The following is a 21179-nucleotide window of genomic DNA, read 5'->3' on the forward strand; positions in this document are numbered from 1 at the left end:
TCGTCTTTCCAGAAGCCCCCATTTATGCAAAATCATCAACGTCGCGCGCTCGTGCTGTTTTCGGGCGGCCAGGATTCCACCACTTGCCTGGCCTGGGCGCTGGACCGCTACGCCCATGTGGAAACCGTGGCGTTCGACTACGGGCAGCGCCACCACATTGAACTGACTGCGCGGCTGAACGTGCTGCGCGAGATCCGCAGCAATTTCCCCGACTGGGCGCCGCGCCTGGGCGAGGATCATCTGCTGGACCTGAAGGTGCTGGGCCAGGTGGGCGATACCGCCATGACCAGCGACCGCGCCATCGAAATGCAGGCCAACGGCCTGCCCAACACTTTCGTGCCTGGGCGCAACCTGCTGTTCCTGACGCTGGCCGCCGCGCTGGGCTACCGCCGTCAGCTGGACGTGCTGGTGGGCGGCATGTGCGAAACCGATTTTTCCGGCTATCCGGATTGCCGCGACGACACCATCAAGGCGCAGCAGGTGGCGCTGGGCCTGGGCTTGGGCTCGCGGGTCACGATCGAGACGCCGCTGATGTGGATCGACAAGTCCGAGACCTGGGCGCTGGCGCATCGGCTGGGCGGCGACGCGCTGGTGGAAACCATCGTCGAGGAAAGCCACACCTGCTATCTGGGCGAGCGCGGCGCGCGCCACGACTGGGGCTACGGCTGCGGCGAGTGTCCCGCCTGCAAGCTGCGCAAGATCGGTTGGGAAAAATGGGTGGTGGCCTCCGCCGCCGAGGGTTGAGACGCCGGCCGCCGCCATCGCGCGGTGGGCGCTTCAGGCAAACGCCGCGCGCGTCCTGGCGATGAACTTCCACCGCAGCGCGAACGCTGCCGCACCGATAGCCGCGGCCAAGCCCACCGACAGCGCCATCGCGCCGCGTGCGCCGTAGCTGTCCACGATGTAGGCATAGGCGACCGGAGAGGCGGCGGTGACCAGGAAGCTGGGGATCAGCAATGAACCCACCAGCGTGCCATAGCTGCGGAAATCGAAGAGCGCCAGCGGCAGGGTGCCGCGGGTGATGGTCAAGAGGCCATTGCAGGCGCCGTAAAGCAGCGCGTAGGCGGCGGTGGCATAGAGGTTGCCGCCGGACAGCAGCGCCAGCAGGAAGCACAGGGGCAGCAGCGCGCCGACCGCCAGTGTCAATGTCAGCGGATGCAGGCGCGAGCCCAACGCCACGTCGGCCAGACGGGCCGCGAACTGGCCGACGCCCCACAGGGCCGCGACGCTGACCGCGGCGGCCGCGGCCAAGCCCAGGCCCGACAGCAATGAAATCAGATGGGCCGCGTTGCCCGCCGCCAGAAAGTTGGTCAGCATGGCGACCAACGCGTACAGTCCGCCCGCCAGGCGGCGCTCGGCGGCGTTGCGGGTGAGGCCGGCGGGCGCCTTGTCCTTGCCGCCGGGGGCCGCTGCATAGCGTGCACGCGGCAGCGCCAGGTAAAGCGGCACCGTGGCCAGCGCCAAACCGGCATAGGCCAGCGCCGCGCCGCGCCAGCCCAGCCAGCCCGACAGCGCATGGCCTACCGGCCACATCACCGTGGACGCGAGTCCGCCGAACAACGTGATCTGCGACATGGGCCGGCGCGCCAAGGGGCCGGCCGCGCGCGCCAGCGAGGCGAAAGCCGCGTCGTACAGGCTCAGCCGCATGCCAACGCCCAGCACGGCCCAGGACAGGAAGTACCAAGGTATGGCGTGCGCGATCGACAGGCCCGCGCAGCCCAGCGCGCCCAGTAGCGCGCCCAGCGGCATGACGCGATGGCCGCCCCAGCGGTCCACGGCCATGCCGGCCAGCGGCGACACCAGGGCCATCACCACGATGGCCGCCGAAAAACCGCCGTAGACGGTGGCGGCGTTCCAGCCCAGGTCGGCGGCCATTGCGGGTCCCAGGGCGCCGATCAAGTAGTACGTCACGCCCCAGCCGACCAGTTGCGTCAGCCCCAGGCAGACGATGGCGCGCGGCGCAATCACGGCCGTTGCGGCGGTGTGGCGTCGCCTTCGCCCAGCGCGCGCTGCATCAGCACCGTGTCGCGCCATTCGCCATGCTTGTGGCCCACCGAACGCAGGGTGCCGGCTGGATGGAAGCCCTGGCTGGCGTGCAGCGCCAGCGATGCGGCGTTGCGGCTGTCGCCCACGACGGCCAGCATCTGGCGCCAGCCGGCGGCGGTGCAGCGTTCGATCAGCTCGGCCAGCAGCTTGCCGCCGATGCCCAGGCCGGAGCGGCCCGCCTTTACGTACACCGAATCTTCGACCGTGTGGCGGTAGGCCGGGCGCGGGCGGTAAGGCGTGACGTAGGCGTAGCCCACGACCTCACCGTTGATCTCGGCCACCAGATAGGGCATTTCCTTTTCCAGTACGGCGCCGCGGCGCTGGCGCATTTCCTGGATGGACGGCGGCTCCAGCTCGAACGACGCGGTGCCGTGCTGTACATGGTGGGCGTAGATGGTCTTGATGGCGGGAAGATCGGCTTCCGCGCTGTCGCGGATGAGGACGGTGGGGCGGGGGGACGACATGGGCGGGCCGTGAACAGGAAAGGAAAACAGAAGCCGCCAGTGTCGCGCAAGCTTATTTATTAATAAAGCTTTGGTCCATTATGATTTGTATAAGTAAAACTTTGGATTCAGCGATGCGTGGCCTTAACCTGGATCATCTGCGCACCTTTGCGCAGGTGATCGAACTGGGCAGTTTTTCCGCCGCTGCGGAGCGGGGCGGCGTGACGCAGCCCGCCGTCAGCCTGCAGATCCGCCAGTTGGAGCGGCGCTTCGGCCTGAAGCTGGTGGAACGCATCGGCCGCCGCGCCGGCCCGACAGCGGCCGGGCTGGAGCTGCTGTCGCACGTGCGCGTCATCGACGCGGCGCTGGCGCAGGCCGAACTTGCCATGACCGCGCATGCGTCGCAGGTGTCCGGCCGCATCCGGCTGGGCACGGGCGCCACCGCCTGCACCTATCTGCTGCCGCCGATCCTGGCGGACCTGCGGCGGCGCTTCCCGGCATTGGATATCGTGGCCAGCACCGGCAATACGGCGGACATGCTGCGCGGGCTGGAGAACAACACGCTCGATATCGGCCTGGTCACCTTGCCCGCGCCGGGACGCATGTTCCAGGTCATGCCGGTGCTGGATGACGAGTTCGTGGCGATTTTTCCCGCCCGCGATCCGGCCGCCATACCCGCGGCCGCCACGCCGCAGGCGCTGGCGCAGCTGCCGCTGGTGCTGTTCGAACCGGGCGCGCGCACCCGCCGCCTGGTGGACGACTGGTTCGAGGACGCCGGGTTGGCCGCCAAGCCCGTGATGGAGCTGGGCAGCACCGAGGCCATGAAGGAGATCGTCGCCGCGGGCCTGGGTTGCGCGATCCTGCCCAGGCTGGCGGTGTCGGGCGCGGGCCAGCGCCAGGCGCTGGAGGTGCGCTCGCTGGCGCCGCGCCTGTCGCGCAGCCTGGCCATCGTGCTGCGAAGGGACAAACCGCTCAGCCGGGGATTGCGGCATCTGCAGGACTCGCTGCTGGCGTTGCGTGGATGAACCCAAGGACGTGGGTACACTGGCGCAGACCATTCCACGCCACTTGAATCGCAATCATCGCAAAATGGACAAGCCTGCTGCCCGCAAGCCCTATAAGCCCGCAGAGCTGGACCTGTTTCCTTATGAGTCCTCGCGGCGTCCGGTGGCCGGATTGGCGGTGGATTACGAAGACGGCCACCGCGTGCGCCGCCACCGGCACCGCCGCGCCCAGTTGCTGTACGCCATCTCCGGGGTCATGGTGGTGGATACCGACGCCGGGATCTGGGTGGTGCCGCCCACGCGCGGCGTCTGGGTGCCGGCCTGGGTGTCGCACGGCCTGCGCATGAGTGGCGAGCCACGCATGCGCACCGTGTTTGTGGAGCCGGGCGCGGCCGCGCACTTGCCGTCCAGCTGCTGTGTGTTGTCGATTTCCCCTTTGCTGCGCGAGCTGATGGTCGCGGCGGCCGAGGTGCCGCTGGACTGGGCGCCCGACACGCGCGACGGCCGGCTGATGATGTTGCTGCTGGACGAATTGCGCCAGGAGCCGGTGCTGCCGCTGCACCTGCCGCAGCCTTCCGAACCCCGCCTGGCGCGCATTTGCCGCGCCATCGTGCGCCACCCGGAACGCCAGGACGGCGCGGCCGACTGGGGGCGCGAGCTGGGAGTGGACCCGAAGACGGTGCACCGGCTGTTCCTGCGGCACACCGGCATGACCTTTGGCCGGTGGCGCCAGCAGGCGCGGCTCCTGGCGGCAATGGAGCGGCTGGCGCGCGGCGAACGTGTGCTGGAGGTGGCGCTGGACCTGGGCTACGAAAGCCCCAGCGCTTTCGCGGCCATGTTCCGCAAGGCCGTGGGCGAGCCGCCCAGCGCCTTCGCGGCCCGCGGCATGGCGTCCGCCTGATGGCCGCGGCCGCGTCCCGGGGGCGGCCGACGGGCGAGGGCGGCCCGAACCAGCGTATTATTTAACGTTTTGCCGCCTACGCTAACAGCTACAGCCAGAGACAAACCATGCCGCACTACCGCTCCCGCACCTCGACCCACGGCCGCAACATGGCCGGCGCCCGCGCCCTGTGGCGCGCCACCGGCATGAAGGACGGCGACTTCGGCAAGCCGATCATCGCGGTAGTGAACTCGTTCACGCAGTTCGTGCCGGGCCACGTGCACCTGCGCGACCTGGGCGCGCTGGTCGCCAAGGAAATCGAGGCCGCAGGCGGCGTCGCCAAGGAATTCAACACCATTGCCGTGGACGACGGCATCGCCATGGGCCACGGCGGCATGCTGTATTCGCTGCCCTCGCGCGAACTGATCGCCGACTCGGTCGAATACATGGTCAACGCGCACTGCGCCGACGCCATGGTCTGCATCTCGAACTGCGACAAGATCACCCCGGGGATGCTGATGGCCGCTATGCGCCTGAACATCCCGGTCGTGTTCGTGTCGGGCGGTCCGATGGAAGCGGGCAAGGTCAAGTCGCCCACCGACGGCAAGGTCATCGCCAAGATCGACCTGATCGACGCCATGATCAAGGCCGCCGACCCCAAGGTGTCGGATGCGGAAGTGGCGGAAGTCGAACGCAGCGCCTGCCCGACCTGCGGCTCCTGTTCCGGCATGTTCACCGCCAACTCGATGAACTGTCTGACCGAAGCCATCGGCCTGGCGCTGCCGGGCAACGGCACCATCGTTGCCACGCACGCCTGGCGCAAGGGTCTGTTCGAACAGGCCGGCCGCCTGGTGGTGGACCTGTGCCGTCGTTACTACCAGGAAGAGGACGCGTCGGTCCTGCCGCGCAGCATCGCCACCAAGAGCGCGTTCCAGAACGCGATGGCGCTGGACGTGGCCATGGGCGGCTCGACCAACACCGTGTTGCACTTGCTGGCCGCGGCGCAGGAAGCTGGCGTGGACTTCACCATGGCCGACATCGACCGCATTTCGCGCAAGGTGCCGTGCCTGTGCAAGGCGGCGCCCGCCACCGACAAATACCACATCGAAGACGTGCACCGCGCTGGCGGCATCCTGGGCATCCTGGGTGAACTGGCGCGCGCGGACCTGCTCGATCTGTCCTGCGGCAACGTGCACAGCGGCACGCTGGGCAATGCGATCAAGCAATGGGACGTGGCCGGCGGCGCTGGCGAAGAGGCGCAGAAGTTCTACCGGGCGGCTCCGGGCGGCATTCCGACCACGGTGGCGTTCAGCCAGGACGCAACCTTCCTGACGCTGGATACCGACCGCAAGACGGGCTGCATCCGCAGCAAGGAAAGCGCCTATTCGAAGGACGGCGGCCTGGCCGTGCTTTACGGCAACCTGGCTGAAAAGGGCTGCATCGTGAAGACGGCGGGCGTGGACGAGTCGCAATGGGTCTTTACCGGCCGTGCGCGCGTTTTTGAAAGCCAGGACGATGCGGTGGAAGGCATTCTGGGCGACAAGATCGTTCCTGGCGACGTGGTGGTGATCCGCTACGAAGGCCCGAAGGGCGGTCCGGGCATGCAGGAAATGCTGTACCCGACGTCGTACTTGAAGTCCAAGGGCCTGGGCAAGACTTGCGCGCTGTTTACCGATGGCCGTTTCTCTGGCGGTTCGTCGGGTCTGGTGATCGGCCATGCTTCGCCGGAAGCGGCGGAAGGCGGCACGATCGGCCTGGTGGAAGAGGGCGACGTGATCGAGATCGATATCCCGAACCGCAAGATGCATCTGGCGGTGTCCGACGAGGAACTGGCGCGCCGCCGGGCGGCGATGGATGCTCGTGCCGATGGCTGGGAGCCGGTCGGTCGCGAACGTGTCGTGTCGCAGGCGCTGCAAGCGTATGCGGCGTTGGCGACTTCGGCGGATCGCGGGGCTGTGCGGGATTTGTCGCAGCTGAAGCAGAAGGGCAAGCGTTGATTTTGCTTGCTGTTGGGTAAGAGGGCGGCGCTTTTTAGCGCCGCTTTTTTTTTGGCGTCTGGTGAGTGCTGGTTGGTGTTGACGTCGTGCGTGCGTGCGGGTGCGGGTGCCGGTGCCGGTGCCGGTGCCGTAGTGCTTCGTAGGCCGCCCGTCGGCGCCGGCGCGTGGGAGGCGAGCGCCCACGATTGCGGTCCGGAGCCTTCGCTCCGGACTGCCCCTTCGTCATCTTCGTCCAGGCCTTCGGCCTTCCCTTCAGATTCCCTCGGGCGCATCGAGGTTGCTCGCCTCCCACGCGCCGGCGCCGACGGGCTACTTGAGTCTTGGTTTGTGGCGCTGCTGCGTCCGTGGTCGGGGGCGGGGCTTGTGTTGCCCGTCATTGTCGGCCGCGCAGGCGGCCGACAATGACATACGTGATTGCTTTCATTGCTATTGTGTTCGCTGGCGCGAATGCGGTGGGGCGGCAAGCGCGTCCCTATTTAGGTCCAAAGTATCTAGATACTTTCCCCATTTGCGCCTCGGGACCTTCAGGTATATATTTCAAGCCTAAACTATCCAGGTTTAAATATCTGCGGCCGCCAGCTCCAGGAATTCAGAGCGGATGTCGCTTACCACGGAGCGCTACGGCAATGAAAATAGTCTGCATCGGCGGGGGCCCCGCCGGCCTGTATTTCGGTCTGCTCATGAAGCTGCAAGACCCCGCCAACGAAGTCACCGTGATCGAGCGCAACCGCCCTTACGACACCTTCGGCTGGGGGGTGGTGTTCTCCGACGCCACCATGCAGAACCTGCGTGAAGCCGACCCCGTTTCCGCCCAGACCATCGGCGACGCCTTCAACCACTGGGACGACATCGACATCAACTTCAAGGGCCGCAGCATCCGCAGCGGCGGCCACGGCTTCATCGGCATCGGCCGCAAGAAGCTGCTGAACATCCTGCAGGCGCGCTGCGAGGACGTGGGCGTGAAGCTGGTGTTCGAACAGTTCATCCAGGACGACCAGGCCATCGCCCGCGAATACGACGCCGACCTGGTCATCGCCTCGGACGGCATCAACAGCCAGGTCCGTACCCGCTACGCCGACACTTTCCATCCGGACATCGACCAGCGCCGCTGCCGCTTCGTGTGGCTGGGCACCAAGAAGGTGTTCGATGCCTTCACCTTCGCCTTCGTCCAGACCGAGCACGGCTGGTTCCAGGCGCACGCCTACCGCTACGAAGACGGCATGTCCACGTTCATTGTGGAGACGCCCGAGGAAACCTGGCAGGCCGCCGGCATCGAGCAGATGAGCCAGGAAGAGGGCATCGCCTACTGCGAAAAGCTGTTCGCGCCCTGGCTGGATGGCAATCCGCTGATCAGCAACGCTACGCACCTGCGCGGCTCGGCCATCTGGATCCGCTTCCCGCGCGTCATCTGCAATACCTGGGTGCACTGGAACAAGCTTGACACCGCCCGCGGCGAGCGCCGCGTGCCGGTGGTGCTGATGGGCGACGCCGCCCACACCGCGCACTTCTCGATCGGCTCCGGCACCAAGCTGGCCCTGGAAGACGCGATCGAGCTGGCGCGCTGCCTGAGCGGCGCGGAAGGCAGCGTGGAAGCCGGCCTGAAGCACTACGAGGAAGTGCGCAGCGTCGAAGTGCTGAAGATCCAGAACGCCGCCCGCAACTCGACCGAATGGTTCGAGAACGTCGAGCGCTATGCCGACCTGGAGCCTGAGCAGTTCGCCTATTCGCTCCTGACCCGCTCGCAGCGGATTTCGCATGAAAACCTGCGCCTGCGCGACCCCGCCTGGCTGGAAGGCTTCGAGCGCTGGATCGCGGAACGCGCCGGCGCTGCCGCCGCGCCGGGCCAGCGGCCTGCGATCCCGATGCTGACGCCCTATCAGGCGCGCGGCGTGCGGCTGAAGAACCGCATCCTGGTGTCGCCGATGGCCATGTATTCGTGCACCGATGGCGTGCCGGGCGATTTCCACCTGGTGCACCTGGGCGCGCGCGCCATGGGCGGCGCGGGCCTCGTCATGGTCGAGATGACCTGCGTGTCGCCGGACGGCCGCATCACCCCGGGCTGCCCGGGCCTCTGGAACGACGAGCAGCGCGACGCGTTCGCCCGCATCGTCGGCTTCGTGCATGGCAATAGCGATGCCCGCATCGGCCTGCAGCTGGGCCACGCCGGCCGCAAGGGTTCCACGCAGCTGGGCTGGCAGAAGATCGATTATCCGCTGGCCGAAGGCAACTGGCCGCTCTTGTCGGCGTCGGCCCTGCCTTACATCGAAGGCGTGTCGCAGACGCCGCGCGCCATGACGCGCGCCGACATGGACGATGTGCGCGACAACTTCGTGGCCGCCGCCCGCCGCGCCGAGCAGGCTGGCTTCGACTGGCTGGAGTTGCACTGCGCGCACGGCTACCTGCTGTCCAGCTTCATCTCGCCGCTCACGAACCACCGCAGCGACGAATACGGCGGCAGCCTGGAGAACCGCCTGCGCTTCCCGCTGGAGGTGTTCCATGCCGTGCGCGCGGTATGGCCCGAGAACAAGCCCATGTCGGTGCGGATCTCCGCCAGCGACTGGGTGGAAGGCGGCATCACGGCCGATGACGCGGTGGAGATCGCGCGCCACTTCAAGGCAGCCGGCGCCGACATGATCGACTGCTCGTCCGGCCAGGTCAGCAAGGAAGAAAAGCCGGTCTACGGCCGCATGTTCCAGACCCCGTTCGCGGACCGCGTGCGCAACGAGGCGGGCATTCCGACGATCGCGGTGGGCGCCATCTTCGAGGCCGACCACGCCAACGGCATCATCGCCTCGGGTCGCGCCGACCTTTGCGCGCTGGCGCGTCCCCATTTGGCTGACGCCTCCTGGACGCTACGCGAAGCGGCGCGAGTGGGCTACCGTGATGTTTCATGGCCGAGCCAGTACTTCGCCGGCAAGCGCCAACTGGAAACCAACTTCGAACGCGCCGCCGCCATGGCGCAACTGGATATCAAATGAACGCAACTCCGCTCCCGCTGGCCGGACGCCACGCCCTGGTGACGGGCGGCGCCCGCGGCATCGGGCTGGCCTGCGCCCGGGCGCTCTTGCAGCGCGGCGCGCGCGTCACGCTGCTGGGCCGCGATGGTGCGGCCCTGGACGCCGCGGCCGACAGCCTGGCCAGCCTGGGTCAGGTGCAGGCCGTCAGCGCCGACATCGCCAACGAAGCCTCGGTGCGGGCGGCCTTCGCCCAGGCCGAGGCCGAGTTCGGCCCCGTGCTGGTGCTGGTGAACAACGCCGGCCAGGCCGTCAGCCAGCGATTTGACCGTACCGACGCGGCGCTGTGGCAGTCCATGCTGGACGTCAACCTGACCGGGACCTTCCACTGCATCCAGGCCGCGTTGCCCGGCATGCTGCAGGAAAAATGGGGCCGGGTAATCAACGTGGCCAGCACGGCCGGCCTGATCGGCTACGGCTATGTCAGCGCCTATTGCGCGGCCAAGCACGGCGTGATCGGCCTGACCCGCTCGCTGGCGCTGGAAACCGCGCAAAAGGGCGTCACGGTCAACGCCGTGTGCCCCGGCTACACCGAAACCGACATCGTGCGCGGCGCGGTGTCGAACATTGTCGAGAAGACCGGCATGACGCCGGACGCCGCGCGCGCCAAGCTGGCCGAGCGCAACCCCCAGGGCCGCCTGGTGCAGCCCGAGGAAGTGGCCGAGACGGTCGCCTGGCTGGCCCTGCCGGCCTCGGCCTCGGTCAATGGCCAGGCCATCGCCGTCGACGGCGGCGAAGTGATGACCGGCTGAAGCCGGCGCCCCATCCACCCCAATTCACGAACGGAGACACCATGAGCACCCAGCCCGAAGAGCACACCATGAAACACCACAAGCGTCCGTTTGCCGGCTACCAGGCCAAGACGTTCCTGTGGCAGGTGTCGGCCGACGGCAAGATCGGCACGGTGACGCTGAATCGCCCCGAGCGCAAGAACCCGCTGACGTTCGACTCCTACGCCGAGCTGCGCGATCTGTTCCGCGCGCTGGTGTACGCCACCGACATCAAGGTCGTGGTGGTGACGGGCGCGGGCGGCAACTTTTGCTCGGGCGGCGACGTGCACGAGATCATCGGTCCGCTGACCAAGATGAGCATGCCCGAGCTGCTGGACTTCACCCGCATGACGGGCGATCTGGTCAAGGCCATGCGCGCTTGCCCGCAGCCCATCGTGGCGGCGGTCGACGGCATCTGCGCTGGCGCGGGCGCGATGGTGGCGCTGGCCTCTGACATGCGCCTGGGCACGCCCGCCGCGCGCACCGCCTTCCTGTTCACGCGCGTCGGCCTGGCCGGCGCCGACATGGGCGCCTGCACCTTGTTGCCGCGCATGATCGGCCAGGGCCGCGCGTCCGAACTGCTCTACACGGGCCGCGCCATGACGGCGGAAGAAGGCGCCAGCTGGGGCTTTTTCAATGCCCTGCATGAACCCGGCGCGCTGGCCGATGCCGCGCAGACGCTGGCCGCGCAGCTGGCCGCGGGCCCGACCTTCGCCCACGGCGTGACCAAGAAGCTGCTGCACCAGGAATGGAACATGGGCGTGGACGAGGCCATCGAGGCCGAAGCCGAGGCCCAGGCCATCTGCATGCAGACGCGCGACTTCCGCCGCGCCTACGAGGCCTTCGTGGCCAAGCAAAAACCGGTGTTCCAAGGGGACTGAGCATGCGCGACGCAAGCTGGCTGGATTGGCCTTTTTTCGACGATGCGCACCGCAAGCTGGCGCACGAAGTCGACGCCTGGTGCGAGGCGTCCCTGGGGGACGTGGATCACCATGACGCCGACGGCGCCTGCAAGAAGCTGGTGCGCGCCATGGGCGAGGCCGGCTGGCTGCGCTACGCGGTCGCGGGCGGCCCTGGCGGCGCCTGGGGCGGCGCGCTGCCGGAAGTGGATTCCCGCGCCGTGTGCATTCTGCGCGAAACCTTGGCGCGCCACGAAGGGCTGGCCGATTTCGCCTTCGCCATGCAGGGGCTGGGCAGCGGCGCGATTTCGCTGATGGGCTCGGACGAACTGCGCCAACGCTATCTGCCGCGCGTGGCTCGCGGCGAGGCCATCGCGGCGTTCGCGCTGTCGGAACCCGACGCCGGCTCCGACGTGGCCGCGCTGGCCTGCGAAGCCAGGCTGGAAGGCGACCACTACGTGCTGAATGGCGCCAAGACCTGGATTTCCAACGGCGGCATCGCGGATTTCTATTGCGTGTTCGCGCGCACCGGCGAAGCCCCCGGCGCGCGCGGCATCAGCGCCTTCGTGGTGGATGCCGACACGCCGGGCTTCGAGGTCAGCGAACGCATCGACCTGATCGCGCCGCACCCGCTGGCGACCATCACGTTCGACAACTGCCGCATTCCGGCGTCGCACCGGCTGGGCGACGCTGGCCAGGGCTTCAAGCTGGCCATGATGACGCTGGACATCTTCCGCGCCTCGGTGGCCGCTGCCGCGCTGGGTTTTGCGCGCCGCGCGCTGGACGAAGGACTGGCGCGTTCCAAGTCGCGCCGCATGTTCGGCCAGACGCTGTCGGACCTGCAACTGACGCAGGCCGCGCTGGGCGACATGGCGACCGCCATCGACGCGTCTGCGCTCCTGACCTACCGCGCGGCCTGGATGCGCGACGTGCTGAAGCAGCGCACCACGCGCGAAGCGGCCATGGCCAAGATGACGGCCACGGAATCGGCGCAGACCGTGATCGACCGCGCACTGCAGATGTTCGGCGGCGCGGGCGTGGTGTCGGGGATGCCGGTGGAGAAGCTTTACAGGGAAATAAGAGCGCTGCGGATCTACGAAGGCGCGACAGAAGTGCAGAAGTTGATCATTGCCCGTGAACTGCTGAAGGCGTAAGGCAGCCATCGAGCTCCGTCGTCCCGGCACAGCAACTACACCGCAATAGCAAGGGGAATTCCATGGAAGCATCCGCCCACATCGACACTTTCGCCCGGGACAATCTGCCCCCGGGCGAACAATGGCCAGAGTTCCTGCTCGACGGCCCCGACGTGGCCTATCCGAAACGCTTCAATTGCGCGGTCGAACTGGTGGACGCCATGGTCGAGCGCGGCCATGGCGAGCGCGTCGCGCTGCGCTGGAGCCAGGACGGCAAGCAGGCCACGATGACTTACCGCGAGCTGGCCGCGCTGACCAATCGCATCGCCCGGGTGCTGGCCGAAGACATGGGGCTGGTGCCGGGCAACCGCCTGCTGCTGCGCGGGCCGAACAATCCCATGATGGCCGCCTCGTGGCTGGCAGCGATCAAGGCCGGTCTGGTGACGGTGCCGACGATGCCGCTGTTGCGCGCCAAGGAACTCAAGCAGATCATCGACAAGGCGCAGATCCAGGCCGTGTTGTGCGATGCCCGCCTGAAGGACGAGGCGGAGTTCTGCACCCAGCCCAGCCATGAGCATCATTGCCCCGGCCTGACGAAGGTCATGTACTTCAACGACAAGGCGCCCGATGCGCTGGATGCGTTGGCGGCGGCCAAGCCGGACGATTTCAAGGCCTGCGATACGGCGGCGGACGACGTGTGCCTGATCGCCTTCACCAGCGGCACCACGGGCGCGCCCAAGGGCTGCATGCACTTCCACCGCGATGTGCTGGCGATGTGCGACCTGTTCCCCAAGCACGTCATCAAGCCGGGTCCGGACGACATCTTCTGCGGCACGCCGCCGCTGGCCTTCACCTTCGGCCTGGGCGGCCTGTTGTGCTTCCCGCTGCGCGTGGGCGCGAGCACGGTGCTGGCCGAGAAGCTGTCGCCGGAAAGCCTGCTGCAGCTGATCCAGGATTTCCGCGCCACCATCGTGTTTACGGCGCCCACGTTCTACCGCCAGATGGCGGCGCTGGTGGGCAAGTTCGACCTGTCGTCGCTGAAGAAGAGCGTGTCGGCGGGCGAGGCGCTGCCGGACGCGACGCGCCAGCTCTGGAAAAAGGCCAGCGGCATCGAGATGATCGACGGCATCGGCGGCACGGAAATGATCCACGTGTTCGTGTCGAGCCCGCCGGAGTCGGTCAAGGCCGGCGCCATCGGTCGGGTGGTGCCGGGCTATGTGGCGCAGATCGTCGATGACGACATGAATCCCGTGCCCAACGGCACGGTGGGCCGGCTGGCGATCAAGGGGCCGACCGGCTGCCGCTATCTGGCGGACGAACGCCAGCGGCGCTTCGTGCAGAACGGCTGGAACCTGCCGGGCGATACGTTCCTGCAGGATGACGACGGCTACTTCTTCTATCAGGCGCGCAATGACGACATGATTGTTTCGGCCGGCTACAACATTGCCGGCCCCGAGGTCGAGGACGCGTTGCTGCGCCACGAAGCCGTGGCGGAGTGCGGCGTGGTGGGCGCGGCGGACGACGAGCGCGGCCAGGTGGTCAAGGCTTTCGTGGTGCTCAAGCCGGGCTATGAGGCCGGCAGCGAGCTGGTCGCGGCGCTGCAGCAGTTCGTGAAGGCCAATATCGCGCCCTACAAGTATCCCCGTGCCATCGAGTTTGTCGATGCGCTGCCGCGCACCGAAACCGGCAAGCTGCAGCGCTTTGCGCTGCGCAAGATGGCCTGAACCGGCAACAAGGAAATTCCATGGCAGCCCCTTTCATCAGCCAGGTCGAAGTCCGCTTCCGTCATTGCGATCCGGCGGGCATTGTTTTCTATCCTCGCTATTTCGAGATGATCAACGACTTTGTCGAGGAGTGGTTCGACAAGGGGATGGGGTTGCCGTTCCATGCGCTGCACGTGGAGCGGCACATCGGCACGCCGATGGCGTCGGTGCAGTGCGATTTCAGCGCGCCCAGCCGCTGGCACGAGCGTTTGCGCCAGGTGCTGGAAGTACAGCGCATCGGCGGAGCGTCGTTCAAGGCGCTGGTGCGTTTCGAGGGGCCGGATGGCCAGTTGCGCTTGTCGGCGACGCTGACGATCGTGACGGTGGATTTGCGGACGATGAAGTCCATGCCGCTGCCTGCGGATCTGCGGGAACGCATGCAGGCTTATCTGGTTCCCGCGGCGTAAGCGGCGGGGATCGTTTGCTTTTCTTAAATATAGGATGACGTTATGAAGATTCTGCAACCGCCGGATTGGATGGCGCCCCGGGGCTATTCGAATGGCGTGCTCACCGAGATGCAGGTGGGCAGCAAGCTCGTATTTGTGGGCGGACAGGTGGGGTGGAATGGCCAGCAGCAGTTCGAGACCGACGATCTGGCGGAGCAGGTGCGCCAGACGCTGGCGAACATTGTTGCGATTCTGGCCGAAGGCGGCGCCAAGCCTGAGCATATCGTCCGGATGACGTGGTACGTGACGGACAAGAACGAGTACGTGGCGGCGTATCCGGCCATCGGCAAGCACTACCGCGAGTACATCGGCCGGCATTTCCCGGCGATGACGGCCGTGGAGGTCGCGGACCTGGTCGAGGACCGCGCCAAGGTGGAGATCGAGGTTACTGCCGTGGTGCCGGCGCAGTAACCGCCGGTTGCTCCTGAGCGCCGAGGGCCGGCTGTCGTCCGGCCTTCGGCGTTTTTTTGCAGGCTCTGCGTGCTGTGGGCTCTATACAATCGACCCATAAACCAAGGAGCCAGCCTCATGTCCCTGAACTCTGACGCGGTACGCCTGTTCCTGGGTGTGGTGGATGCCGGCTCCCTCAGCGCCGCCGCCGAGCTGCTGGGCCACACGGCGTCGGGCGTCAGCCGCGGCCTGTCGCGGCTCGAGGAAGACCTCGGTGTCATCCTGATCAACCGCACCACCCGGCGCATGGAGCTGACCGAGGAGGGCAAGCATTTCCTGCCCAAGGCCCGGCACATCGTCGCGTCGCTGGACGAAGCCGAGGACTGCATGCGCATGGTGCATCAGCGCCCGGCCGGCCGCTTGCGGGTGGACGCGTCGGTGCCCGTCATGCTGCATTGCGTGGTGCCGCTGGTGGCGGAGTTCCGGCGGGAATACCCGGCGATCGCGCTCGAACTCACCAGCAACGACCGCATCGTGGATCTCATGGAGCATCGCACCGACGTGGCGCTGCGCATGGGACCGCTGACGGATTCCACCCTGTATGCGCGCACGCTGCGGCCGTCGCCCCGCTGGGTGATGGCCAGCCCGGATTACGTGGCTCGGCGCGGCGCGCCGCAGACGGTGGAGGACCTGGCGACGCATGAAGTGCTGGGTTTCACCCAGCCTGAAAGCCTGAACGTCTGGCCCTTGCGCCACGCTGGCGGGTCCAGCTATCTGGCGGTGCCGACGCTGGCGACGTCCAGCGGCGAGACGCAGCGGCAACTGGCGGTGCGCGGCGTGGGCATCGCCTGCCTGTCCGATTTCGTGGTGCGCGAGGACGTCAAGGCCGGCCGGTTGGTGAAGCTGATGGAAGACGTGCACACGGACTATCTACAGCCCATGCACGCGGTGTATCACCGCAACACGCAGCTCTCGCGGCGCATCGCCTGTTTCCTGGATTTCTTCGCGGCGCGGATCTGAACCCGCGCCGCGTTTGGCATGACGCCTAGGCGTGCAAGGCGCGGCCAAAGGCCGACAGCACCGATTCATGCAGCGTTTCCGACAAGGTCGGGTGCGCGAACACGGTGTGCATCAGGTCTTCCTCCGTGGCTTCCAGCGAGGCCGCCACGCCGTAGCCGGTAATCAGCTCGGACGCTTCCGGGTGGATGATGTGCGCGCCCAGCAGCTCGCCGCTCTTGGCGTCGAACACCGTCTTTACCAGCCCCTGGTCCTCGCCCATGGCGATCGCCTTGCCGTTGCCGGCGAAGGTGAACTTGCCCACGCGGATGTCGCCGCCGGTCTTGGCGGCGTGTTCGCGGGCGCGGGCTTCGCTCATGCCGATGCTGGCGACCTGCGGATACGAGTAGGTGCAGGCCGGGATGCGCAGCGGATCGATGGGATGCGCGGGCTTGCCGGCGATGGCCTCCACGCACAGCACGGCTTCATGGCTGGCCTTGTGGGCGAGCCACGGCGCGCCGGCCACGTCGCCGATGGCATAGACGCCGGGCTCGGCCGTGCGGCACAGGCCGTCGGTGACGATGTGGGTCCTCTCCACCTTGACGCGGGTCTGCTCCAGGCCCAGGTTCTCGACGTTGCCGACGATGCCGGCGGCGACGATGACACGGTCCACTTCCAGCTCGCTGCGCTTGCCTTGCCGGTCCAGCGTCACCTTCACGCCGGTCGCGGTCAGCGACGATGAGGTCACGGCGCATTGCGTCAGCACGCGGATGCCCTGCTTCTCGAAAGCCTTGCGGGCCAGCGCCGAGATCTCGGCGTCTTCCTGCGGCAGGATTTCCGCGGTCATGTCGATCAGCGTGACCTCCGCGCCCACGGCGCGGTAGAAGCTGGCGAACTCCGCGCCGATGGCGCCTGCGCCCACCACCAGCAGCGACTTCGGAATCTCGGCCGGGACCAGCGCCTGGCGGTAGGCCCAGACGCGTTCGCCCAGGGGCAGCGCCGGCAACTCCCGGGCGCGCGCGCCCGTGGCCAGGATGATGTGCTTGGCCGACAGCATGCTGCCGTTGTCCAGCGCCAGGCGGCCGCCGCCCGCCAGCTTGGCGCTGGCGGCGAACACGGTCACGCCGTTCTTCTTCATCAGGTGCGCCACGCCCTGGCCCAGGCGGCCCGCCACCTTGCGTGAACGCGCCACCATGGCGGCCAGGTCCGGACGCGCTTCGCCCGCGCCCGCCACGCCATAGTGCGCCGCCTCGCGGCAGGCGCGCAGCACGGTGGCGCTGTGCAGCAGCGCCTTGGTGGGGATGCAGCCCCAGTTCAGGCAGATGCCGCCGAGTTCGGCGCGCTCCACCAGCGCGACCGACATGCCCAGCTGGGCGGCGCGGATGGCGGCGACATAGCCGCCGGGGCCGCCGCCCACCACGACGAGATCAAACGTAGTCTTGGTCATGGCGGGACTCACAGCAGGATGCGCACGGGGTTTTCGATCAGCGTGCGGAAGGCGGCCAGCCAGCGCGCGCCCACCGCGCCGTCCACCACGCGGTGGTCCGCGGACAGGGTCACGGTCATGACGGTGGCGGCGGCCAATTGGCCGTCGCTGTCCACCACCGGACGCTTCTCGGCCGCGCCCACCGCCAGGATGGCGGCCTGCGGCGGATTGATGATGGCGGCGAACTGGCTGATGCCGTACATGCCCAGGTTGCTGACGGTCAGCGAGCCGCCGGTGAATTCCTCGGGCTTGAGCCGGTTGATCTTGGCGCGGCTGGCCAGCTCGACGATTTCGCCGGCAATGGCGGACAAGGATTTCACGTCGGCATCGCGCACGATGGGCGTGACCAGGCCGCCGTCGGTGGCCACTGCCACCGAGATATCGGCGCCGGCATGGTATTCGACCGCGTCCTCGTGCCAGCTGGCATTGACCTCCGGCACCTCGCGCAGGGCCAGCGCGGCGGCGCGCACGATGAAGTCATTGACCGACAGCTTCACCGCGCCGCCCTGGTTGGCCTGGGCGCGCAGCGCCAACAGCGCGTCCATCCGGCAGTCCACCGTCAGGTAGAAGTGCGGCACGTTCTGCTTGCTTTCGGTGAGACGGCGGGCGATGGCGCGGCGCATGCCGGTATGCGGCACGCGGCGTGCGGCCGGGCGGCCGGCCAGCGGCACGGCTGCCGCGGCCGGGGCGCGGTCTCGCGCCGCTTCCACGTCGCGGCGCACGATGCGGCCGTGCGGGCCGGTGCCGGTCACGCCCAGCAGATCCACATGCCATTGCGCGGCCAGGCGGCGCGCCAGCGGACTGGCGAACAAGCGGCCGCCGGGGATCGGGGCGTTGCTGGCGGCAGCGGCTGCCTGCGGCGCGGCCGCAGTGGCAGGGGCGGCGGCCGCAGGCGCGGGTTCGGCGGTTGGCGCGGCCGCGGGCTGCGCGGCGGCGCCGGCCTCTGCCAGCGCGCGGTCGATGGCCGAAGCGTCCTCGCCCTGCGCCAGCAGCACGCCGATCACGGTGTTCACCGGCACGGAGGCGGCGCCGGCCTGGACCACGATACGGCCCAGCACGCCGGCCTGCTCGGCATTGATCTCGACAATGGCCTTCTCGGTTTCGATTTCGGCCAGTGCGTCGCCCACGGCGACGGTGTCGCCTTCTTTCTTGAGCCACTGGTGCAGCGTGCCGCCCGAGGTGTCGGCCGCAACGGAGGGGAGCTTGATAAGGTGTGCCACGATGTTCGTCCTATTCAGCGGCGCCGGCCAGGTCTGGCCGATAGGTGGCGGGATCGTCGTATTCGACCAGTTCCAGCACATTGCCTTCCGGGTCGCGGAAGAACGCCAGCCAGGTGCCGGGGCGCACTTCCATCGGCGCGGGCTTGCTGTCGAAAACCACGCCCCGGGCTTCCAGTTCGCGCACCACGCCGGACAGGTCGCGCACGATGAAGGTCAGGTAGGTTGCGCCCTGGCGGTCCAGGATGGCCGCGCCGCGCGCGGCGGCCTCCGGCGCGGCGGCGGGTTGCAGCAGCTTGATGCGTTCGCCATAGCTGGTCTGCAGGCGCGCCACGTCGTAGCCATGGCGCGTGAGGCCGGTGGCCTGGGCCTTGTCTGCCGGCACGCTCACGCGGTTGACGAGCTTCAGGCCCAGGACCCCGGTATAGAAGGCCAGCAGCGCGTCCAGGTCGGCGCAGCAGATGCCGACTTCCATCGGCACGGTCATGTGCAGGGATGCGCTCATGCCTGTTCTCCCAGGTCGGCCAGCACGTCGGCCAGGCCGGCCATGACTTCCTCGGTGTCCGCGAAGGCGGCGCGCTCCAGCACCTTGGAGATGCTGGGCGAGGCTTCGCCGCCGGTCACGCGCTTGACTGGCTGGTCCAGCCAGTCGAAGTAGCGGCGCTGGATCTCGTCGGCCAACATGGCGCCGTAGGAGGTGCCGCGCGCGCCTTGCTCCACGATCAGCACGTTGTTGGTCTTCATGATGCTGGCGCCGATGGTGTCCCAGTCCAGGCTGGCGCGGTCCAGCGTGCGCAGGTCGATGACCTCGGCGTCCACGCCGGCGGCTTCCGCCGCCTTGAGCGCGCGGCTGACCATGGACAGATAGGTCAGGATGGTGACCTTGCCGCCCTCGCGGCGCACGCGAGCCTTGCCAAACGGGATCGCATAGTCCAGGTCGTCCGCGGGCACCTCGCCCGAGGAGGCGTACAGGTCCACGTGCTCGATCACCAGCACCGGGTCCTTGGAGGCCAGCGCGGTGTTCATCAGGCCGACGTACTCGTAAGGCGTGGACGGCGCGACCACACGCCACCCGGGCGCGGTGGCGAAGATGCCGGCCGGATCCATCGAGTGCTGCGAGCCGTAGCCCGTGCCCATGGCGACCTTGGTGCGCAGCACGAAGGGCACGTCGATGTCGCCGCCGAACATGTGGCGGGCCTTGCCGATCTGGTTGAAGATCTGGTCGGCCGCGACCCACATGAAGTCGGGGTACATGAATTCCACGATAGGGCGGTAGCGGCCGTCCATGGCCAGGCCGCCGCCCAGGCCGGCGAAGGCGTTCTCGGAGATCGGGGTGCCCAGCACGCGGTCGGGATACTTGTCCTTCAGGCCGCGCGTGGCGCCGTTGGTGCCGCCCTTCAGGCGGTGCACGTCTTCGCCCAGCACCACCACGCCGGGGTCGGTTTCCATGCGGCGGTCCAGCACGTCGGCCACCGCGTCCACGAACTTGCGCTCGGCGGACTGGCCGGCGTGGTCGGCGGCTTCCTGGTAGCGCAGGCCGGCCAGTTCCGAGCCGTCGCTGCGCAGGCCCACGTCGCGGAAATCCGGGCTGGGCCAGAGGTCGGCGCGCACGCGGCGCTTGCCGCCGTCGGCGGCTTCGGTCAGGCGGCCGGAAACGTCCTTCATCACGTCCTTGCAGCGCTGACGCAGGGCATCCACTTCGGCTTGCGTGATCAGCTTGCGGGCGATCATTTCCGTGGCGATCTTGTCCAGCGGATCGCGGCGGCGCCATTGCGCTTCCTCGTCCTTGCTGCGGTAGCCGAAGGCGCTGCCGGGGAACGGGCCGTTCTGGTGGAAGAAACGGTACACGTCCACTTCGACGATGGTGGGGCCGTTGCCCGCGCGCATGTGCGCCACGGCTTCGGACATGGCCAGGTGGACCGCCAGCGGGTCCATGCCGTCCACCTTCCACGACGGGATGTTGAAGGCCAGGCCGCGCGCCGACAGGCGCGGTTCGGCGGTGGACTCTTCGACCGTGGTGGACACCGCGTAGCGGTTGTTCTCGATGAAGAAGCACAGCGGCGTCTTCCAGGCCGCGGTCAGGTTCATGGTTTCCAGCACCGAGCCAATGTTGACCGCGCCGTCGCCGAAGTAGGTCACGGCGACGCGGTCGGTGCCGGCATGCTTGTGCGCCCAGCCCGCGCCGGCGGCCAGCGGCACGCCGCCGCCGACGATGGCGTTGGTGCCCAGCGCGCCGGCTTCGAGCCAGCGCAGGTGCATGCTGCCGCCACGGCCGCGGCAGTAACCCTGGGCCAGGCCCATGATCTCGGCCAGCGTCTTCTGCAGGACTTCATCGATGGCGGGCGTGAGCGGATCGAGCGGGTCCAGGCCCAGCGGGGCGACGTGCTGCAGCGCCTTGGCCAGGAACTGGTGGTGGCCGCGGTGCGAACCGTTGATCTGGTCGCCGGCGCCCAGCGCCAGCACGGAACCGACCGCGCCGCCTTCCTGGCCCACGGACGAGTGCGCCGGGCCGTGCACCAGGCCTTCGGCGGCCAGGTCGAGCACGGCTTCTTCAAAGGCGCGGATCCAGTGCAGCTGGGTCAGCATGGTGCCCAGCAGGGCCGGGTCCGCCTGTTGCCAGTCCTTGGCGTCTACCGTCAGTTGCCGCCAGGGCGCTTGGGACTCAAGCGGTTGGTGGGTGGCCATGAGTGAATCT

Annotated in this window: 18 protein-coding genes; 12 read left to right on the forward strand and 6 right to left on the reverse strand. The window is 68.0% G+C overall.

What is annotated here, in order from left to right:
• Window positions 1-24 precede the first annotated feature (24 nt).
• Window positions 25-744, forward strand: coding sequence for a 7-cyano-7-deazaguanine synthase QueC (queC, locus tag DXK93_RS13255; RefSeq protein WP_054459441.1), 720 nt, complete (start codon window positions 25-27; stop codon window positions 742-744).
• Window positions 745-777: 33 nt separating this feature from the next.
• Here queC and DXK93_RS13260 read toward each other — a convergent pair whose 3' ends face one another.
• On the reverse strand, window positions 778-1968 hold the full coding sequence (locus tag DXK93_RS13260) for an MFS transporter (protein ID WP_119450274.1): 1191 nt from the start codon (window positions 1966-1968) through the stop codon (window positions 778-780).
• Entirely contained in the window at window positions 1965-2510 is a 546-nt protein-coding gene (locus DXK93_RS13265) for a GNAT family N-acetyltransferase (protein ID WP_054459444.1), read from the reverse strand. The genes DXK93_RS13260 and DXK93_RS13265 overlap by 4 nt, the downstream gene beginning before the upstream one ends.
• Before the next feature lie 113 nt (window positions 2511-2623).
• On the opposite strand from DXK93_RS13265, the gene DXK93_RS13270 reads away from it, so the two are divergent.
• The 11 genes from DXK93_RS13270 (at window position 2624) to DXK93_RS13320 (ending at window position 15805) form a co-directional block, all read left to right on the forward strand.
• Entirely contained in the window at window positions 2624-3514 is an 891-nt protein-coding gene (locus tag DXK93_RS13270; RefSeq protein WP_119450275.1) for a LysR family transcriptional regulator, read from the forward strand.
• Between the two features lie 64 nt (window positions 3515-3578).
• Window positions 3579-4394 carry a helix-turn-helix domain-containing protein gene (locus tag DXK93_RS13275; RefSeq protein ID WP_119450276.1) on the forward strand — a complete coding sequence of 272 codons (816 nt, stop codon included), beginning with the start codon at window positions 3579-3581 and terminating at the stop codon, window positions 4392-4394.
• Between the two features lie 107 nt (window positions 4395-4501).
• A complete protein-coding gene (gene ilvD / locus DXK93_RS13280) occupies window positions 4502-6370 on the forward strand; it encodes a dihydroxy-acid dehydratase (protein ID WP_054459450.1) in 1869 nt (622 codons plus the stop codon).
• 626 nt (window positions 6371-6996) lie between these two features.
• Window positions 6997-9348: a bifunctional salicylyl-CoA 5-hydroxylase/oxidoreductase gene (locus DXK93_RS13285; protein ID WP_119450277.1), complete on the forward strand. Its 2352-nt coding sequence runs from the start codon at window positions 6997-6999 to the stop codon at window positions 9346-9348.
• Complete coding sequence (locus DXK93_RS13290; protein ID WP_054458915.1) at window positions 9345-10136, forward strand: SDR family NAD(P)-dependent oxidoreductase; 792 nt, start codon at window positions 9345-9347, stop codon at window positions 10134-10136. Before DXK93_RS13285 ends, DXK93_RS13290 begins: the two co-directional genes overlap by 4 nt.
• A 41-nt stretch (window positions 10137-10177) precedes the next feature.
• Entirely contained in the window at window positions 10178-11035 is an 858-nt protein-coding gene (locus DXK93_RS13295) for an enoyl-CoA hydratase family protein (RefSeq protein ID WP_042796271.1), read from the forward strand.
• A gap of 2 nt (window positions 11036-11037) precedes the next feature.
• On the forward strand, window positions 11038-12207 hold the full coding sequence (locus DXK93_RS13300; RefSeq protein ID WP_054458917.1) for an acyl-CoA dehydrogenase family protein: 1170 nt from the start codon (window positions 11038-11040) through the stop codon (window positions 12205-12207).
• Between the two features lie 62 nt (window positions 12208-12269).
• On the forward strand, window positions 12270-13910 hold the full coding sequence (locus DXK93_RS13305) for an AMP-binding protein (RefSeq protein WP_054458919.1): 1641 nt from the start codon (window positions 12270-12272) through the stop codon (window positions 13908-13910).
• Window positions 13911-13930: 20 nt separating this feature from the next.
• Window positions 13931-14356: a thioesterase family protein gene (locus DXK93_RS13310; protein ID WP_013391343.1), complete on the forward strand. Its 426-nt coding sequence runs from the start codon at window positions 13931-13933 to the stop codon at window positions 14354-14356.
• A gap of 42 nt (window positions 14357-14398) precedes the next feature.
• Entirely contained in the window at window positions 14399-14806 is a 408-nt protein-coding gene (locus DXK93_RS13315) for a RidA family protein (RefSeq protein WP_042796274.1), read from the forward strand.
• Between the two features lie 117 nt (window positions 14807-14923).
• Window positions 14924-15805: a LysR family transcriptional regulator gene (locus DXK93_RS13320; protein ID WP_119450278.1), complete on the forward strand. Its 882-nt coding sequence runs from the start codon at window positions 14924-14926 to the stop codon at window positions 15803-15805.
• 25 nt (window positions 15806-15830) lie between these two features.
• Here DXK93_RS13320 and lpdA read toward each other — a convergent pair whose 3' ends face one another.
• Genes lpdA through DXK93_RS13340 form a run of 4 tightly spaced genes read right to left on the reverse strand, consistent with a single transcriptional unit; the run spans window position 15831 to window position 21169 of the window.
• On the reverse strand, window positions 15831-17228 hold the full coding sequence (gene lpdA / locus DXK93_RS13325; RefSeq protein ID WP_119450279.1) for a dihydrolipoyl dehydrogenase: 1398 nt from the start codon (window positions 17226-17228) through the stop codon (window positions 15831-15833).
• Between the two features lie 8 nt (window positions 17229-17236).
• Window positions 17237-18487, reverse strand: a complete 1251-nt coding sequence (locus DXK93_RS13330) for a pyruvate dehydrogenase complex dihydrolipoamide acetyltransferase (protein WP_119450280.1) — start codon at window positions 18485-18487, stop codon at window positions 17237-17239.
• Window positions 18488-18497: 10 nt separating this feature from the next.
• Window positions 18498-18989 carry a VOC family protein gene (locus DXK93_RS13335; protein ID WP_119450281.1) on the reverse strand — a complete coding sequence of 164 codons (492 nt, stop codon included), beginning with the start codon at window positions 18987-18989 and terminating at the stop codon, window positions 18498-18500.
• Window positions 18986-21169: a thiamine pyrophosphate-dependent enzyme gene (locus tag DXK93_RS13340; RefSeq protein ID WP_054458928.1), complete on the reverse strand. Its 2184-nt coding sequence runs from the start codon at window positions 21167-21169 to the stop codon at window positions 18986-18988. Before DXK93_RS13340 ends, DXK93_RS13335 begins: the two co-directional genes overlap by 4 nt.
• Window positions 21170-21179 lie beyond the last annotated feature (10 nt).

This window comes from Achromobacter sp. K91, assembly GCF_003576205.1.
Classification (GTDB): Bacteria; Pseudomonadota; Gammaproteobacteria; order Burkholderiales; family Burkholderiaceae_B; genus Achromobacter; species Achromobacter aegrifaciens.

What these genes read in the sequence shown, in the direction of transcription:
- DXK93_RS13305 (WP_054458919.1), top strand. Translation starts at nt 12,270, where the DNA reads ATGGAAGCATCCGCCCACATCGACACTTTCGCCCGGGACAATCTGCCC.
- DXK93_RS13270 (WP_119450275.1), top strand. Translation starts at nt 2,624, where the DNA reads ATGCGTGGCCTTAACCTGGATCATCTGCGCACCTTTGCGCAGGTGATC.
- DXK93_RS13285 (WP_119450277.1), top strand. Translation starts at nt 6,997, where the DNA reads ATGAAAATAGTCTGCATCGGCGGGGGCCCCGCCGGCCTGTATTTCGGT.
- DXK93_RS13300 (WP_054458917.1), top strand. Translation starts at nt 11,038, where the DNA reads ATGCGCGACGCAAGCTGGCTGGATTGGCCTTTTTTCGACGATGCGCAC.
- ilvD (WP_054459450.1), top strand. Translation starts at nt 4,502, where the DNA reads ATGCCGCACTACCGCTCCCGCACCTCGACCCACGGCCGCAACATGGCC.
- DXK93_RS13335 (WP_119450281.1), bottom strand. Translation starts at nt 18,989, where the DNA reads ATGAGCGCATCCCTGCACATGACCGTGCCGATGGAAGTCGGCATCTGC.
- queC (WP_054459441.1), top strand. Translation starts at nt 25, where the DNA reads ATGCAAAATCATCAACGTCGCGCGCTCGTGCTGTTTTCGGGCGGCCAG.
- DXK93_RS13295 (WP_042796271.1), top strand. Translation starts at nt 10,178, where the DNA reads ATGAGCACCCAGCCCGAAGAGCACACCATGAAACACCACAAGCGTCCG.
- DXK93_RS13315 (WP_042796274.1), top strand. Translation starts at nt 14,399, where the DNA reads ATGAAGATTCTGCAACCGCCGGATTGGATGGCGCCCCGGGGCTATTCG.
- DXK93_RS13265 (WP_054459444.1), bottom strand. Translation starts at nt 2,510, where the DNA reads ATGTCGTCCCCCCGCCCCACCGTCCTCATCCGCGACAGCGCGGAAGCC.
- DXK93_RS13275 (WP_119450276.1), top strand. Translation starts at nt 3,579, where the DNA reads ATGGACAAGCCTGCTGCCCGCAAGCCCTATAAGCCCGCAGAGCTGGAC.
- lpdA (WP_119450279.1), bottom strand. Translation starts at nt 17,228, where the DNA reads ATGACCAAGACTACGTTTGATCTCGTCGTGGTGGGCGGCGGCCCCGGC.
- DXK93_RS13320 (WP_119450278.1), top strand. Translation starts at nt 14,924, where the DNA reads ATGTCCCTGAACTCTGACGCGGTACGCCTGTTCCTGGGTGTGGTGGAT.
- DXK93_RS13310 (WP_013391343.1), top strand. Translation starts at nt 13,931, where the DNA reads ATGGCAGCCCCTTTCATCAGCCAGGTCGAAGTCCGCTTCCGTCATTGC.
- DXK93_RS13340 (WP_054458928.1), bottom strand. Translation starts at nt 21,169, where the DNA reads ATGGCCACCCACCAACCGCTTGAGTCCCAAGCGCCCTGGCGGCAACTG.
- DXK93_RS13290 (WP_054458915.1), top strand. Translation starts at nt 9,345, where the DNA reads ATGAACGCAACTCCGCTCCCGCTGGCCGGACGCCACGCCCTGGTGACG.